At 49.0% G+C, this 16726-nt stretch carries 17 protein-coding genes and 1 pseudogene; 4 read left to right on the top strand and 14 right to left on the bottom strand.

The features are described 5' to 3' along the window. Positions 1-33: 33 nt before the first annotated feature. The 11 genes from Q7P67_RS02390 to Q7P67_RS02340 form a co-directional block, all read right to left on the bottom strand. The gene (locus tag Q7P67_RS02390) at positions 34-1083 is read right to left on the bottom strand and encodes a UbiD family decarboxylase (protein ID WP_303850318.1); all 1050 of its coding nucleotides are present in this window, start codon (positions 1081-1083) and stop codon (positions 34-36) included. Positions 1084-1220: 137 nt separating this feature from the next. After that, complete coding sequence (locus Q7P67_RS02385; protein ID WP_303850284.1) at positions 1221-3263, bottom strand: methyl-accepting chemotaxis protein; 2043 nt, start codon at positions 3261-3263, stop codon at positions 1221-1223. 103 nt (positions 3264-3366) lie between these two features. Further along, positions 3367-4050 (bottom strand): bifunctional demethylmenaquinone methyltransferase/2-methoxy-6-polyprenyl-1,4-benzoquinol methylase UbiE, encoded by a 684-nt coding sequence (gene ubiE / locus Q7P67_RS02380; protein ID WP_303850283.1) that lies wholly within the window; start codon positions 4048-4050, stop codon positions 3367-3369. 11 nt (positions 4051-4061) lie between these two features. Continuing rightward, complete coding sequence (locus Q7P67_RS02375) at positions 4062-5627, bottom strand: PP2C family protein-serine/threonine phosphatase (protein ID WP_303850282.1); 1566 nt, start codon at positions 5625-5627, stop codon at positions 4062-4064. Further along, the gene (locus Q7P67_RS02370; RefSeq protein WP_303850281.1) at positions 5614-6714 is read right to left on the bottom strand and encodes an HDOD domain-containing protein; all 1101 of its coding nucleotides are present in this window, start codon (positions 6712-6714) and stop codon (positions 5614-5616) included. The genes Q7P67_RS02375 and Q7P67_RS02370 overlap by 14 nt, the downstream gene beginning before the upstream one ends. Further along, complete coding sequence (locus tag Q7P67_RS02365; RefSeq protein WP_303850280.1) at positions 6711-7067, bottom strand: response regulator transcription factor; 357 nt, start codon at positions 7065-7067, stop codon at positions 6711-6713. Before Q7P67_RS02365 ends, Q7P67_RS02370 begins: the two co-directional genes overlap by 4 nt. Next, on the bottom strand, positions 7045-7632 hold the full coding sequence (locus tag Q7P67_RS02360) for a hypothetical protein (protein WP_303850279.1): 588 nt from the start codon (positions 7630-7632) through the stop codon (positions 7045-7047). Before Q7P67_RS02360 ends, Q7P67_RS02365 begins: the two co-directional genes overlap by 23 nt. A gap of 121 nt (positions 7633-7753) precedes the next feature. Further along, the gene (locus Q7P67_RS02355) at positions 7754-8725 is read right to left on the bottom strand and encodes a lipid A deacylase LpxR family protein (protein ID WP_303850278.1); all 972 of its coding nucleotides are present in this window, start codon (positions 8723-8725) and stop codon (positions 7754-7756) included. Between the two features lie 68 nt (positions 8726-8793). Beyond that, positions 8794-9405 (bottom strand): hypothetical protein, encoded by a 612-nt coding sequence (locus Q7P67_RS02350; RefSeq protein ID WP_303850277.1) that lies wholly within the window; start codon positions 9403-9405, stop codon positions 8794-8796. 64 nt (positions 9406-9469) lie between these two features. Then, positions 9470-10384 (bottom strand): ribokinase, encoded by a 915-nt coding sequence (rbsK, locus tag Q7P67_RS02345; RefSeq protein WP_303850276.1) that lies wholly within the window; start codon positions 10382-10384, stop codon positions 9470-9472. Further along, positions 10381-11424, bottom strand: coding sequence for a LacI family DNA-binding transcriptional regulator (locus Q7P67_RS02340; RefSeq protein WP_303850275.1), 1044 nt, complete (start codon positions 11422-11424; stop codon positions 10381-10383). Before Q7P67_RS02340 ends, rbsK begins: the two co-directional genes overlap by 4 nt. 202 nt (positions 11425-11626) lie before the next feature. Between Q7P67_RS02340 and rbsD the strand changes: the two genes are divergently transcribed. From rbsD to rbsB, 4 genes are read left to right on the top strand one after another with little or no spacing between them, the layout of a single operon-like run. After that, positions 11627-12022, top strand: a complete 396-nt coding sequence (rbsD, locus tag Q7P67_RS02335) for a D-ribose pyranase (RefSeq protein ID WP_303850274.1) — start codon at positions 11627-11629, stop codon at positions 12020-12022. Beyond that, a complete protein-coding gene (locus Q7P67_RS02330; protein ID WP_303850273.1) occupies positions 12022-13527 on the top strand; it encodes a sugar ABC transporter ATP-binding protein in 1506 nt (501 codons plus the stop codon). Before rbsD ends, Q7P67_RS02330 begins: the two co-directional genes overlap by 1 nt. A gap of 13 nt (positions 13528-13540) precedes the next feature. After that, positions 13541-14479, top strand: a complete 939-nt coding sequence (rbsC, locus tag Q7P67_RS02325) for a ribose ABC transporter permease (RefSeq protein WP_303850272.1) — start codon at positions 13541-13543, stop codon at positions 14477-14479. Positions 14480-14527: 48 nt separating this feature from the next. Beyond that, the gene (rbsB, locus tag Q7P67_RS02320; protein WP_303850271.1) at positions 14528-15403 is read left to right on the top strand and encodes a ribose ABC transporter substrate-binding protein RbsB; all 876 of its coding nucleotides are present in this window, start codon (positions 14528-14530) and stop codon (positions 15401-15403) included. Positions 15404-15468: 65 nt separating this feature from the next. Here the strand turns inward: rbsB and Q7P67_RS02315 are convergent. The 3 genes and pseudogenes from Q7P67_RS02315 to extS form a co-directional block, all read right to left on the bottom strand. After that, positions 15469-15549 (bottom strand): annotated as a pseudogene (locus Q7P67_RS02315) (type II toxin-antitoxin system RelE/ParE family toxin); the annotation flags it as partial. A gap of 175 nt (positions 15550-15724) precedes the next feature. Beyond that, a complete protein-coding gene (locus Q7P67_RS02310) occupies positions 15725-15943 on the bottom strand; it encodes a DUF6290 family protein (RefSeq protein WP_303850270.1) in 219 nt (72 codons plus the stop codon). A gap of 57 nt (positions 15944-16000) precedes the next feature. After that, on the bottom strand, positions 16001-16723 hold the full coding sequence (extS, locus tag Q7P67_RS02305) for a selenite/tellurite reduction operon c-type cytochrome lipoprotein ExtS (RefSeq protein WP_303850269.1): 723 nt from the start codon (positions 16721-16723) through the stop codon (positions 16001-16003). Positions 16724-16726 lie beyond the last annotated feature (3 nt).

The raw sequence follows: 16726 nt of genomic DNA, 5'->3' as shown, positions 1-16726 counted from the left end.
GAAGTCTGCGGGAAAAAACAAGCAAGTTAAACATCAGACGATGAATATCTTTCCGTCGATGTTCCTTCCGAAGCGCTGGCTGTTGCCGATTCGCCAGAATACGTTCGAAACATCGGTGATGTCAGTATCATCGCCGAATACGAAAATTTTGGAAAATTTCCCGTAAAACGGGTCGTTTTTCAGCCTTTTCAGCAGAATATCGTTGATTCCGTCCGCAAGAACGAAGCAGAGCCGTCCGTATACCCCCACCTCCGGATGGCGGATGTCGCGCACGGCGGAATAGCCCTCGCGGAAACGGTGAAAATTCACCCTCGCCGCCGCCTGCCCCAGATATACGTTCTCCGTTGGCGGAATATCCGTTATCATTGTCTGAAGAAATCCGCCGCGCATCATCTGCACGGACTTTATATTGACTACGGGGAAATCTTTCGGTTCGGTATATTTTCCGGTGTGATTGAAGAATCTGCCGCCTTTTGCGCGTTCACGCCCGATGGTTCCGTGGATTATGACGCGGGTATCCGAGGGGACGGGAAAGCCCGACGTGCGGATGTATTTCACCCCGCCGAGCGCAGAGGCGAGACCCAGCGCATCCGAATCGTATGGAAAACTGCACGCACAGGTGAAAACGAGAAAAGGTGAACATCCGGCGGCTATCGTAACGGGCACGTCGCCGTGCGCCTCCGCCATTGTCTTTCCAAGTCCGCTGTTGTCTGCGCAGTGAATTACAGCACGTTTCCGTCCGATGGGCTCGATGCGGTAAATGCCGCCGTGAAAGATGCCGCTATGTTCGGTTATGACACACCCAAGGTTTATGGACCCCGCCGTATCGCCCTCGTGAAATCTGCACAGCGGCAGACTCTCAAGACCTTCAAGAGTGTCATATGCTCTGGGTTCCGTAAATGAAAGCCGTGTAATATCCCGCGATATGCGGTTTGCGCGCTCCGCGATGGAGTCTGAGGACATACCCCATGCCGTCTCAAGCCGTTTCATTGATGCAAAAGCGTTTATCAGCAGAGGAAATTCAGACCCACTGACACGGGCGAAAAATGGCGGTTTTCCTTCCTTACAGCCTGTCTTCGCCAGCCTCGCAAGCTCCGTTCCGCTGTATTCACCCTCAAGAAAGGGTATCTCTGTGTGTTTCAGAAAATAATCAAGATCGGGTATAACGTCCTCCTGACACTATACCCGATTATACACATAAAAAAGATGTTAACACACTTTTATTCTGTTTTAAATTCGTTCGCCAGCGCCATCAGCTCCGATGAATCCTTCTGGAGCTGTGCAACCGTATCGTTGACGTTTGAAACGGCAATGAAGCTCTGTTTAATACTGTCTGTAACGTTTTCAAGCCGCGCGCCTATCTCGTTCATAGACTTTGTCTGCTCCGTAACGGATGCGGACATGCCTGAGTTCGCGTTTTTAATCTCGTCCATGGCGTTGATGATGGTATCAAAGGTGATTTTGGCATCGGTAATTGTTGAAACACCAACAGTAACAGTCTGTGCCGCCTCTTTCATGGTGGTGTTCACAGTAACTGTCTCCGACTGCAAAGCAGTAATTATTTTACCTATCTCCGTGGTTGCAGACTGGGTTTTCTCCGCCAGCTTCCTCACTTCGTCTGCGACGACTGCAAAACCTCTGCCCGCCTCGCCGGCTCTTGCCGCTTCGATGGCAGCATTCAGAGCAAGCAGGTTTGTCTGATCCGCGATATCACTGATAACGTTTATTATATTTCCTATCTCGCCTGACGATTCCGAAAGCCTGTCCACCGTTGCGGATAGTTCTGCAACCTGAGTATTTATGTCCTGAATGGCGCTCAGCGACCTGTCCAGCTTAACACCGCCGTCTCTGGTTTTTGATATTGTGTTCTCTGTCTGAACGGATATGCTGCCAAGACTGCTTTCCACCGCATCCGACTGTTCACGCACAGCGGAAAGCTCCGCATTTATACCGCTTATCTCGTCGGTCTGTATGCGGAATGTCGCCGAAAACTCCTCCATCGTGGATGCAAGCTCGCTGTTTATGCTTGAAAGGTCTGTTGTGCTCTCTTTAACCCGAATGATTATCCTTTGCAGATTCTCTATGAAAATATTCAGATATGACGCCAGTTGACCAACTTCGTCCGCCCTGTTCAGCTCAATGCGGTTCGTAAGGTCTTTTTCGTTGGTCATTTTGTTACGCAGGAAGATAAGATCTCTGGCGAGTATTCCCGTAACGATTATGACTGTGAGAAGCAGAGTCACAATGGCTCCGACATGAATGAACGCCAGTCCCTTGATAACTCTCTGCTGATATAACAGAAACTCATCTTCAAAAGAACCTGTGGCGACAACCCAGCCCAGCTTATCCACAGTGAAATATTTCAGCAGTTTTTTTGCCTGCTTACCGTCTTTCAGCTCCTGATATTCTATCTCACCGCTTTTGTTTTCAATCATTTTTCTGATGTATTCAACACCGTCAGCATCCTTTTCGTCCAGTCCGTTCTGCCCCTGTTTCTGCGGATGCACCAGATAGTTGCCCTCGGTATCGAAAATAAATGGGAATCCTGTCTCGGCAACCTTCATTTTTGCAAATGATGTGCGTATGGAATCAAGAAGAACGTCTTCCGAAATGCCGACATACAAAACGCCGATTATACGCTCCTCCGACCTGATAGGCTCGTAAACAGTCCAATACCATTTTCCTACGACGTTTGCTCTGCCTCTGTAGGTCTCGCCGGACATCACTGTTTTATAAACGGCAGAATCCTGCGGAATAAACGTTCCGACGGCACGGGTGCCGTCTTTTTTCATAACGTTCGTGGATACCCTCAGAAGTCCGCTGTCGATAACCTGAAAAATTGTTGCGGTCAGCCCCTTTATGTCCGCTCGTTTTGCCGCTTCGTCAACAGGTGCGAAATTGCCGTAAATATCCTCGCCGGCATACAACATGGCGGGGATGGTCACGGAATATTCCTCGCCGCTCTTCTGGTCAACGGCAGTGACAGTTTTCGTGTTCGCGTTGTCGATGGAAAAATCTGATTTCATGTAAAGAAGAGTGCGGAAGGTTGAAAAGTTGGACCGGACAAGCTCAATAGACTGAGCGTAAAAAAGATTTACCGTTTCGCCGAGAACGGCCGTGTTCTCATCAAGTGAGGCTCTGGATTCCAGCAGCATCTCTTTTTTCACTTTTTCGCCGGTGGAATAGGCAAGTATAAGGAAAATAAAGATAAGCGGAATGCCGAAATACAGCGAGTATTTCGCCCTGATGCTTTTGATATTCATCTTTCCCCCAAAACCGAAAATTAAAGTACGGATGTGTTTATTGTATGCAAAAATATAGGGCTTATGCCCATGATTTCAATAAAAAAATTAACAAACTGAATTATTAGTTTTTAATACAGATAGTCGCGTCGCAAATGCCGAAGCTCATAGGATTGAACTGAACCACTGAAAAACCTGCGTCCATAATCATTTGTCTGTAAGCGTCCCTTTTCGGAAATTTGTATACCGAATCGGGCAGATACTCGTATGCCTTTCTGTTTCCGGAGATGATTCCGCCGATGAATGGGAGTATCTTTGTGAAATAAAGTCTGTAAAGCCTGCTGAAAACCGGACCCTCCGGCTGTGAAAACTCAAGAATACAGAGTTTTCCGCCGTCTTTCAGCACCCTGTGCATCTCTTTAAGTCCTTTCGGTTTGTCCGTAACGTTTCTGAAACCGAAAGAGATGGTTATCCTGTCAAAACTCTTGTCCGCAAAAGGAAGGCAATGTGCATCTGCCACACTGAACGAGCCTTTCGGAAACTTCTGTTTGCCTATCAGCATCATGTTATAGCTGAAATCACCGCCGACGAGATTAACGCCGTCAACGCGCCTGTCCATCTCTATCATCATGTCGGCTGTTCCGCACGCAAGATCGAGAACGGTCTGACCGCCCGCAATGCCCGCCAGTTTAATGGCTTTCTTGCGCCAGCGTACGTCTGTGCGAAAGCTGAGGAGCCTGTTCAGAAGGTCGTACCTTCCGGCTATATTGTCGAACATCTGCTGTATTTCTTTTGATTTCTGTTCCAAGAAAAAACCCCTTAAATCCTGATGATCATGCAGGTGAAGTCATCCCTCTGCATATCCTTGTCCAATACCATATCCTCGTAAAGGACTTCAAGTATATTATCTGCCCCTGAATCCGTAAGCTGCTTAACTTTCTCCGCAAGGCTGTCCTCGTTCATATACTCCGTAAGCCCGTCCGTGTAAAGGAAAAGCGTGTCCCCTTTTGCAAGAGGTTCCGATTTCACGGTGTATCCCTCTTCCATGAGACCGATGGGAAGAAAATCCGATAATATCTTTTTGTCACCGCTCACGGCTATGTGCATAACCGGCTCATGCCCGCACGACAGGTATTTCAGAGTATAATCCTTTTTATCTATGTAACCGAAAAAGGCAGTGATGAATCTGTCGCCGAAATTCTTGCCAAGTAGAAACCGGTTCAGAGTGCCCGCCAGCTTGTCCAGCGCAATATCCCTGTCGAAAAGATCTGCGTTCTCGGTGAAAACGCTGAGAACCACTGTAAACACCGCCGCGGAATATCCCTTTCCGCATACGTCTGCTATACAGAAAAAGAGCCCGTCCTCGGTCTCTTTAACGGTCATATAGTCTCCGCCCGCCGTCCGAGCAGGGTGGTTTATTCCGCGCAGGGTTATGCCGCAGTCGGACGAAACGGACTTGGAAACGAACTTGTTCAGAATGTCTCCGGTGGCGGTCATCTCAGATTCCTGAATTTTCAGTTTTGTCATCTTCTGATGGTACATTGCGTTTTCAACAGCAGTCGAAACTATGGAGGAAACCAGCTCGGAAAATTCCTTGTCCGGAATAATATCAAAATGTATGTTAAAAAGGAGTATTCTTATATTCTTCGTCTCTTCATATATGAGAAAGATATTTTCAATGTTGAACTTCGAACAGTCTATCCTGTTTTCGATGAACTCGGTATATTCAACACCGGAAACGTAGGCATAGGCGCCCTGAGAACCTATGCGGATGTTGTTGCGCAGATCGCTCTCTTCAAGCCCGAAGCCGATGAACTCTCCGTTGTGCAGAACACATCCCGCCTCTGCGGAGAACACGTCCATGAAAAAGGTCAGCGCCATGGCGACAACCTCATCCAGTTCCACCGCACGCAGTATTCTGCTGCTCTGTTTGACAAACTCTATCTTCTTCTGGTAATCGACATATACGTTTATATTCTTTTCACGGGCTATAAGCTCCGCAAGCCTCTGACCGATATAGTCGCTGAACGCGATAAGCTCCGCGAATATCTTGTATTCCGGCGCCTCGTGAAAGCTCACAGCGCAGTACACTGTGCCCATATGGCTGAAAAATACCGTGCCGTAAACTTCTATCTTCTCGTCAAAAAATTCCAGCGTCCTTCGTTCCTTGGAGTTTCCTGTGCCGTCGAAACCGAGGTCGTGAATGTCATATCTCCCCTCTGCGTTCCTGTATGCCCCCGTCACAGGTGTGCATATGCTCATGTCTATCTGCCATATTGTGAAAGGCGCAAAGCACGAGCTGTCCAGATATTCCCTCATTCCGTGGTAAAAATCATGGACGCCGCCGGCAAAAAGGGCATCGAGAAGTTTTTTAGGAAATATCATTATCCGCTTGCTCCGACTCAAGCACGGGGTCAACCGCCTCGTGCAGCTTTTCCAAAGGCACTCCGAGCGCGAAAGCGCAGTCCGAAATGGTGTCTTCCAGTGTTTCTGGGTCTTCTATGTTTTTGTGCATCTGGTTCGCGAAATAGAGTATCTGGCTGAAAGCGTCCCTGCTCATATGGTGGTGGTGGCGCACAGCCTCGGCAATGTCCTTCATGACAGCCCATTTTGTAAGCACAAGTTCGCCAACGGCGCAGTGGTCTGTGCCGAGTTGGTTGCGTTCATCCTCAATCGTAACCGCCTCTTTAACGAGGAAATCAACTATGACCGTCTTGCCCATGTCGTGCATAAGCCCTGCCAGATAGAGAGCATCCTCGTCCTCTCCCGTCAGCTTAGCTATGGTTTCGCAGAGCCTCGCAACCACAAACCCGTGCTGCCATATCTTCTGACCTGTTGTTTTCAGCAGACTGAAGTTTTTATTATAAAAAGACTCCGTGGATACCGCCAGCGCAAGGTTTTTAACAGTGTTAAGCCCAAGAAGCACCGTCGCGCGGTCTATGCTGGATATCTCCTGACGCACCCCGTAAAACGGGGAGTTCACAAGTTTTATTATGCGGGAGCTGAGCCCCTGATCCTTTTTTATCTGATCAACGAAATCCTTTATCCTTGTCTTGTCGTTGCGGGTGAGCCGAACAAGCTCCCTTGCAAGGGAAGGCAGCGGCGGAATGTTCTCCGCCTTGGCTATTATTTTCGCTTTCAGAGTGTCGAATCCGCTGCCGTTAGCGGCCGTTGTCTGTATGTTCCCCTGAAACATCTTTTTAACTATCTCATCAGGTTTCAGAGGGGGAAAGAAAATGCCGGATATCTTAAAATCCGTAAGTGCATCAAGAAGCTGTCTGTCTTTCTTTGTTATATAAAAAAAAGTCGGTACAGGAAATTTTTTCGGGAGTCTGAACAGCGTCTGGGTTTCCGCTATCTCTATGACGCAGCAGTCCGCATTTTTGTCGGAGGTTATCTCTCCATGCCCCGCCAAAGCTGCCTGAAACAGATTTCTGCTCTCCTGAGAGCCTATGAACAAAACCCGCATCATGTCCTGCTTTTTATAATATCTATAAGCTCTTTGGGACTGAAAGGCTTGGTAAGGTATTCATCTGCTCCCGCCTCTCTTCCCTTTTTAATATCGTCGGATTCAGCCATAGCTGTGAGCAGCACAACAGGTATGGACGCAAGCTCCTTTATACCTTTAATCTCCGCACACGCCTCAAGTCCGGTTTTCTCCGGCATCATAACGTCCAGCACTATGATGTCGGGAACCAGCTCCTTTGCCATGTCAACCGCCTGCTGACCGTTACCCGCCTCATAAACATCGAACCCGCTCTTTTTCAAATGCAGCGACACCACTTTGCGGAGGCGAAGCTCATCATCGGCAATTAATACTCTCATCTTGGAACCTCAAAATAATGGAAGTTTTGTCGTAACTCATCACGATACCGGTTCTTTCAAAAATCTCCGCAAAAATGGCAAAAATAGGCTGTATCTCGTTATATCCCTTATCGGGTAGAATATATATTTTGTTTGAATCATGGGTAATTTTCAGCTCATCTTTTGAGGAGGAAAGCCCCTCCTGCAAAAGAATCTGGAAAAGGCTTTTAAATGAATACGCGTCGCAGAGCACCTTTACGCCTTTGAGATGGCTTGTCACGGCCGCCCCCTCTTCCGACACGGCATTTTTGACATAAAGTTCAATCAGATGGCTGATGTCCATCTCTTCAATCTCTATGCCGTGGGGTTTCCCAAGCACATGATTAAAGCAGACACTCATGCCTCTGTCGTATATGTCGAGCAGATAGCCGGATTCCATTATCATGTCAGTCATGGACTTGTCCGTAAGCCCTTCGGCAACGGCATCCAGCATCGCAACGACAACGGATGTGCACGTTCTTATATGGTGGGAAAAATACCGGTATGTAACATCCAGACGACGCTCAATATCCGAAGATGAAGTCATCCGCACTCCTTATAAATTTCCACACGGCAAAAAATAAAAGCCGCGGTTAACAGCATAGTAAAATTATTTTACACGAATTTTCAGTAAAATGCTCGGAATAATTTCAGGCTGCGGCACGCATTTACATCTGCATGGAAAAACTTACCGCCCCGAAACTCTGATATCTGCTGCCCTGTTCCTCAAACTCGCGCGAACGCATCACCTGAGTGTAGCCCAAACGATATTCGCGCCACGAAGCGACGACGCCGAACTGGACGTCCATGACAAAAGGTTCCCTGTCCGCACTGGCACTGTCGCGAAAGGTATTGCCGTCTATAAATATATTACGTGCGACAGCCCTGCCGTCCGCCCCGGCGAAAACATACCACCGGAACCTGTTCTCAGGCACGAAAAAACCGGAACCGGGCATACTGGGCTGTATCCTCGGCGGACCGTAATCAAGGTCAGGCTGCTGACCGTAGCGAACCATAAACCCTGTATTTGCATAGGTGAATATGTTGCCGAACGCACCGCCCATATGGGGAGTAACATCCATAGGAAATCCGAACGCGCCGTTTGTTATGAGACTGCGCCAGTTCCGCTGGTACATCAGTATGAACCCCGGTTCGTCCTTCAACTGCCCGTCCCAGCCCTGCGGGTTGTCGGAGCCGATAAGCCTGTGCACCGCCTTCTGTGTGGGTTCCGCAAGGGACGAAGGACCGACCGTTCCGATGCTCAGTTCAAGCTGGTCAAGACGTTTACCGTCTTCGGCAATAAGTCCGACGGAGCCGTAAAGCCATCCGGCATATGGCCTGTCTCCCTCCGGAGGATCCTCCTGCGTTATGCTTTTCGGAGTATACATGTTCTGCCCGACGGCATAGCTGGTTCTGACAGTAAATTCCTCCGGAAAAAGCGGGAAAAGACGTGCCGCCTTCCGCGCAAGACTGCTGCCGCCGTTCGGCGCGCTGAGCCACGAAGCCCTTATACCGTTAGTGTAATATCTGTCGCTGTGAAATATGTCGTTTTCCGCCACCAGACTGAAAGTCCCCTTTTCCTCCGCATATGCGGAAGCGGAAACCAGAATGACAAAAAACAATATCAAAAGTCTGAACAAAAAATACCCCCGCTTTAAATAACGGGGGTATTTTAACATCATATTCATGAGTCTTCCAGAGGATTAATCTATCGGGCTGGACACCCTTTAAGCCCCTTCAAAGAAGCATCGTCCGCTTCAAACCTGAACTCCAGAGCGCCGTCGGTCTTCTTACCAAGATTATCAACGGCATACTTTGAAAGCACAGCCGCTGTCTCTGAAAGTTCACCGTCGCGGGTAAATATCTTACCCTGCCATACGGGCGGCTTGTCCGTATTTCCGGCAGCAAACAGCTTTATGTCCAGATAGCTGGTATCCTTCTCGCCGGAAACGTCACGCCCCACAGCGGTGCCCAGAGAAAATCCCGAACCCAGACCGCCGGAAAACATCCCTATACCGCCGCCGACACTGAATCGCGGCTCAGCCGGTGCGTTGCCCGGAATCACCCCGAACACTGGCGTTATAGCATAAGCCGGATTACGCGTATCTCTTCTCCAGCCTGTGCAGTTCAACTGCGCCTCAAGCACGCCGACGTATTTCATCATCTCAAGATCTGTTTTTATATTCGCAGGAAGTGCGAAATCGTAGGTTTTGTTTCTGAAAGTTTCCTGTCCGCCGTATCCCGTAAGGTTCACATCATACTTTGAAGCGCACCCAAAAAGGACGGACATTACTATTATAAATGTGATTACTTTAAACATACGGTTCTCCTTAAATACTAATTTAAGAAGCTAACCGCACAATACAAGACTAATGTAGTCTGATTCAAGCTCCGGCTAGCAGTCTCTCAGTTTCTTCAAGAGACGGCATACCGTCCTGCGCACCGGGTTTCGTAGTGGAGATAGCGGCAGCGGCGTTCGCAAAGCGTACCGCATCAATCATCGAAAGCCCTCTGCCAAGTCCGAAAGCAAGCCCCGCGTTGAACGTATCCCCTGCGGCGGTGGTGTCAACTGCGGTGACAACGAATCCCTCAACATGAGTAAGAGTGCTGTCCGCAAAAACATATGCGCCCCTGTTCCCCGCCTTCAGCACCGCAGTTTTGACACCCATCTCTATAAGTCTCTGTCCGGCGGCGGCGAATCCCGCCTCGTCCGCCGGTTTGACTCCGGTTAAAATCTCCGCCTCTGTCTCGTTCGGCGTGATTATATCGACATATTTAAGAAGCTCACCGCTTATCGGCACTGCAGGCGCAGGGTCAAGAATGACCACAGTTCCCGCCTCCGAAGCGCTCCTTGCCGCCTGAACAACCGCGTCCATGGGCACCTCCAACTGTAAAAGCAGATAGTCAGAGCCTTCGATTATTCCGCGGTTTTTCAGTATGTAATCCTTATCAACCTTAGCATTGGCACCCGGCACAATTATTATGGAGTTTTCACCCCTGCCGTCCACCGTGATTACAGCAATCCCAGTTGATGTTTCCGCTCTCTCAACACCTCTGGTGTCAACACCCAGCCGTTTGAAATACGCCAGATAATCATCTGCATAGATATCGTTTCCGGTCATGCCCACCATGGCAACGTCCGCGCCCAGCTTAGCAAGGGCAACAGCCTGATTAGCCCCCTTACCGCCTGTAAAGGTGCTGAAACGCTCGCCGTACATGGTCTCTCCCGGTTTGGGGAATCTTGGAGTCTTTGTAACAAGGTCTGTGTTTATGCTCCCCGCCACGCAGAATCTGCTCATGCCTCTTCCTCCCCGATAAGGTTTCTTACGCTTCCGCGCTCCACAACCTCACCGCCGATGACCGTCTTTTCATAAGGCATCCCGCTGCCCTCTTTTATCCTCTGCACAAGTATGCGAACCGCCTTTGTACTGATGCTCCTTTTTGAAACGTCCACAGTGGTCAGCGGCGGCTCCGCCATTGCGCTCATGGGCAGATTATCATAACCCGCTACGGAAATATCATTCGGAATTGAGTGCCCCGCCTCTTTCAGAGCGCGCATACACCCCAGAGCTATGATATCGTTCACACAGAACAGCACCGAAGGGAGTTCCTTCTGTTTTTTAAGCAGAGTGCGCATGTCCTCGTATGCGCCTTCATAGGTCGATTCCACCGTGAATACCATATCCTTGCGTAATTTATGCCCGAAATGCTTCATAGCTTTTTCGAAAGCATCCAGACGCTGCTGAAAGTTTATCGTCTCTATGCGTCCGGTAACTATTCCTATTTCGCTGTGCCCCATGCGGGTCAGATACGACATCATGTTATAAACCGACGACGCGTTGTTCATATCAACGAAGTCATACGGCATGAACGGACAGAAAATATCTATAAAGACCAGAGGAATATGGATTTTTAGAAAATGCTCCACATCCGCCTCGTCAAGCTCAGTTCCAAGAATCACGGCACCGCTTGCGAAAGAGTTGTTAACATAGCCTGTTATCTCCGAAGGGTCGAACCTGTCGAAGACCGCCACCTCAAGGGAATAGCCCTTTTTCGAAGCCTCCATCTGCGCACCGTTGATATAGTCCGCCACGAAAGCCTGATGGTTCATGTTAAGTATATGTCCGTGTTTGACAATATTCACAAAGAGGATGGTCTTGTGCCGTCTGTTCAGCCCGCTGTCCGTGGTACCTTTGTACCCGTGTTCCCTTGCGATGCGGAGCACACGCTCTCTCGCCGCGGGACCGACCCCTGTTTTTCCGTTCAGCACCAGAGAAACTGTGCTGACAGACACTTCTGCCATTTTAGCTATTTCGGTTATTGTTATATTTTTTTTCATATTTATTACTAAAATTTACACATGAGCAAATGCTGCCATAGATTTTTCAAATACCTTTTATAATCGCGCATTATGCTCACTGCCTATATTTCTTATTATAGCATATTTCAGTGAACGGCAACTAAAATTTTAGTAAAATTTGCTAATATTTTTACTTGATATCTTACAGCGCTCTGGTATTCTTAATGTTATAGAGGGTGACATGAAAAAAGGAAAACTGCTCAACAGCCGTATTTCGGCGGTCATTTCCGAAATGGGACACACCGACACTATAGTTATTTCCGATGCCGGACTGCCCATACCAGACAGCGCGGAACGCATCGACCTTGCCCTTTGCGCAGGAGTGCCTGATTTCGTCACCGTCCTTAAAACCGTTCTCGAAGAACTTCAGGTGGAACAGTTCACAATCGCCTCTGAAATCTTTGACAAAAATCCAGATGTGGAATCGGCAATAAAAGACATGCTGAAAGGCGCGAAGATGAATACAGTTTCCCATGAGGAGTTCAAAAAACTCACAAAAACCGCGAAAGCCGTTATCCGCACAGGGGAATGCACCCCCTATGCAAACGTGATACTTCATTCGGGGGTGGTGTTCTGATGTCCGGTTCACCCGTTCTGCAAATGAAAAATATCTGTAAATCCTTCCCCGGCGTAAAGGCGCTGGACAACGTATCCCTGAACATCTACTCAGGCGAGTCCATGGCGCTTCTGGGCGAAAACGGAGCCGGTAAATCCACTCTCATGAAGATACTCAGCGGAGTCTATACGAAAGATTCCGGCGAAATGATTTTCAAAAGCAAGCCCCATACACCAAAAGACCCCAAAGACGCCATGAACAAGGGTATTGCCATAATCCATCAGGAGCTTAACCTTATTCCCGAACTCACCGTTGCAGAGAATATTTTCATCGGACGGGAGCCTGTGAACGCTTTTCTCAAGGTAAAATATTCACAAATGAACGCCGAAGCCAAAAGGTACCTTGAACAGCTCGGCGAAAAGACCTCGCCCACAGCAAAGGTATCCTCCCTCAGTGTCGGACAGGCACAGATGGTTGAGATAGCAAAGGCGCTCTCCATGAACGCGGAAGTGATAATCATGGACGAGCCTACGGACGCGCTCACAGACGTTGAAACGGAAAATCTTTACAAGGTCATCCGCAGCCTGAAAGCAGAAGGAAAGGCGCTCGTATACATATCCCATAAACTCTCCGAAGTTTTTGACGTGTGCGACAGGGCAACCATCCTTCGGGACGGAACCTTTGTTGACGAGAAACCCGTTTCGGAACTTGACGAGGAGAAAATAATTCAGCTCATGGTGGGGCGACCCATCAGCGACAGATACCCTAAATGCGACTGCAAAGCAGGAGACGTGGTCTTCACAGCGGAAGGACTGACCAACAGCCGTATCACCGACGTATCGTTCAGCATCCGAAGCGGCGAGGTTGTCGGCATAGCGGGACTTATGGGTTCCGGCAGAAGCGAGGTCGCAAAGTCTATATTCGGTGAAATGCCGCTGAAAAAAGGTAAAATCTCCCTCGCAGGCAAAGAATTGCGCATAAATCACCCATCGGAAGCCATCAAAAACGGGATTTCATACGTTTCCGAGGACAGAAAACAGCTCGGTCTTATCATCGGAATGACCATAAAGGAGAACATCACCCTTCCGGCACTGAAAAAATTTCAGACCGCCCTTTCGAAGATTTCCTTCGGAAGAGAGGAGGAGGTCTCCAAAGAATATATAGATATGATGTCCATCAAGACCACGGGACCATCCCAGAGGGTTGTAGACCTCAGCGGCGGCAACCAGCAGAAGGTTGCCATTGCAAAGGGACTCGTCACGGCACCCAAGGTGCTCATTCTCGACGAACCCACCCGCGGAGTGGATGTCGGCGCGAAAAAAGAAATCTATGAGCAGATAAATCTCCTGAAAGCGAAAGGAATGTCAATCATTCTAATCTCGTCAGAAATGCCCGAAGTCATAGGCATGAGCGACCGCATACTCGTCATGAGCGCGGGACGCATAGCCGGCGAGGTTTCCGGTGCGGAAGCCACTCAGGAGAACATAATGAAACTCGCCATAAGCAATATAAAGAACGCCGTATAGATTCGGAGAAGTTATGAAAATAGATATGAAAGACGTTTTGAAAAGGTCGCGCCCGCTCCTTGGGCTTATCATCCTCTCGGTGATAGTGTCGCTCATCAGCCCCGACTTTCTCACCGTCAGCAACATACTGAACGTTATGCGCCAGACATCAATAAACGCAGTCATAGCGGCGGGCATGACATTCGTCATCTTAACCGGAGGCATAGATCTCTCCGTCGGTTCTATTCTGGCTCTATGCGGCGCCATAGCTGCGACTATGATATCCAGCGGATTCGGCGTTGCGGCAACGGTTTTCGCCACTCTTGCACTGGGTATACTTCTGGGCGTTCTGGCAGGTATCGCCATCACAAAGGGCAAAATCCAGCCGTTCATAGCTACTCTTGTGGCAATGACCCTTCTGCGTGGCGCGACACTCGTGCATACTGACGGCAAGCCCATCTCCACAGGTTACGACGCGGCTGCTGACGCTTTCGCATGGTTCGGCACCGGCTACGTCTTCGGAATACCCGTTCCAGTCATACTCATGATAGTCGTCTTCCTTGTCTCCCATTATGTTCTTAAACACACCCGTTTCGGGCGCTACGTTTACGCCATAGGAGGCAACGAGGAAGCGTCAAGGCTTTCAGGCGTGCGGGTGGACAGGATAAAAATAGCCGTTTATGCGCTGTGCGGGTTGGTTTCGGCAATCGCCGGCATAATCCTCACTTCAAGACTCTCCTCTGCTCAACCCACAGCCGGAGCGGGATACGAGCTTGACGCAATCGCCGCAGTGGTTCTCGGCGGAACAAGCCTTGCGGGCGGCGTAGGTACGATATTCGGCACCTTCACAGGTGCGCTTATCATAGGCATACTGAACAACGCGCTCAACCTTCTCAATGTTTCCTCGTATTATCAGATGATTGCAAAAGGTGCGGTGATACTTATCGCCGTTCTTATGGATAGAAAGAAGTAACGGGACCGTTTCGTCGCCGACGCGGCAGTCCCATTTAAGGAGTGACGTATGAAAAGATTATTTGCTATTTTCGCAGCCCTCATGGTCATCCCCTCCATGATGGCATTTGCGGCACAGAAGACTGTGGGTCTCGTGGTCTCCACGCTGAACAACCCATTCTTTGTGACACTTAAAGACGGTGCAGTTGGCGAAGCAAAAAAAGCCGGCATCAACCTTATAGTTCTGGATTCACAGAACGACCCTGCAAAAGAGATCGCAAACGTTGAAGACCTCCTGTCTAAAGGCGTTGCGGCAATACTCATCAACCCCACAGATTCCGACGCTGTGGGCAACGCAATCAAAATGGCAAACAGAGCAAAAATCCCCGTTATCACACTCGACAGAGGCGCTAATGCCGGAACAGTAGTTTCACACATCGCCTCCGACAACGTTGCAGGCGGCAAAATGGCAGGGAAATTCATCGCCGATAAACTCGGCAAAAAAGGAAACGTTGTCGAGCTTGAAGGAATACCCGGAACATCCGCAGCAAGAGACCGCGGCAAAGGCTTTAACGAAGCGCTTAAAGGTTCGGCTGTCAAAGTTGTTGCACGTCAGGCGGCAGATTTCGACAGAACAAAAGGTCTGAACGTAATGGAGAACATCCTCCAGTCACAGCCCAAAATAGACGCAGTTTTCGCACATAACGACGAAATGGCGCTCGGTGCTCTGCGCGCTGTTCAGGCGGCTAAAAAGAATATAATGGTAGTGGGATTTGATGCGACAGATGACGCTGTTAAAGCTGTTAAAGACGGCAAAATGGCGGCTACAGTTGCACAGCAGCCCGCATTCATCGGCGCGAAAGGCGTTGAAACTGCAAAGGCAGTACTTGAAGGCAAAAAAGTTCAGGCATACGTCCCTGTTGGTCTGAAACTCATCGTAAAATAGTAAGGTATTGCAAACACCATACTTTTAAGAGGCGGTCAGGCGACCGCCTCTTTTCATTTGTAAATCTATTTGAGTACTTCTTTCCTGTGAGCAATGCGAAGGGCAAGAACTATAAGCTCATCATCCTGAATATCACATATGATACGATAATCCCCGACTCAGTAACGACAGAACTGACACATTGAACCTGCCAGCTGCTTTCCTAAAGATTTTGGGTTATCTGAAACAGAAAGACGTTCTCGCAGGAATTTAATTATCCTGACAATAACTTGCTTGTCCAGCTTTGCAAGTTCTTTTTCTGCTGTTACGGTCAGCTTGATTTTATAAGCCAAGGCGCTTCTCAACCTCTTCCAAAGCTGAAACATCCTCTTTGCTTTCCAATACTCTGCGATAAACTGTCTCAGCAGTATAGATGTCTTCAATGTCTTCCGGATAGTTTTCCAGCGCTTCACGAACATAGTAACTTTTGGGTCTGCCTGTCTGCTCTGCAAGGGCAGTGAGTCTGTTATCTATTTCATCCGGCAACCTTACGGTCAGCATATTTTCACCTCATGCCTGTATTATATGTAATACACATATGCTGAGTAAGGCTATCTTTCATTTTATCTCTTTTATAACTTTGTCCAGTTCGGCATCCGTGATGCGCACGGGGGGCATCACAGCCAGTTTATTAACGCTTCTGGGGTTCTTTATCCACTCCCGCAGGCGCTTTTCCGTCCAGTTTTTTTCGCCCGCAGGCAGTACGGACGGTACAAAATATTTAGTGAGCAGACCGGAAAGGTTAGCCCCCTCAATACCCGTCCCTTTTCCGCCGCCGCTTCTGGTTATCATTCTGTGACAGCCGCCGCAATGCTTTTCAAACGCTCCTTTTTTCGCGGGCGTGATATACGCGACATACGGCTCGTTCGCCTTTTTCGGCTGTTTCGATGCGGCGTTCAACAGATAGAGTATCACAAGCCGCCTCTCCCCATCGTTAAAGTGGAAATCGGGCATATATTCGTTAACGTTTTTCAGTTTATCGTCCAGATATTCGCCAGTGTATTTCATGGCGGACGCGTTAAGGTCTGCGGCGGCTGTTCCGCCCTCCGCACCTATGGCGTGGCATCTGCGGCAGGCTGAATCAGACACTATCTTTTCGCCTGCGGAAACCGATTTTTTATCCGTATAAAATGACGAGTATTTCGCAGTTATCAGCCCTGCATGGGCGACGTTTTCGCGGGATGAGCGCATCTCGCCTCTGTGGCACGCCGAACAGGTACCTACCTCAGTATAGTGCGGCTCATGGCATTTCACACACGCGAAAACCTCCGCGGCGGACATCAG

Origin of the sequence: Seleniivibrio woodruffii (assembly GCF_029267515.1) — a bacterium.
GTDB classification, from domain to species: Bacteria; Chrysiogenota; Deferribacteres; order Deferribacterales; family Geovibrionaceae; genus Seleniivibrio; species Seleniivibrio woodruffii_A.
Note: the sequence above shows the minus strand (reverse complement) of the source record. Positions and strands in the feature narration are given on the sequence as shown.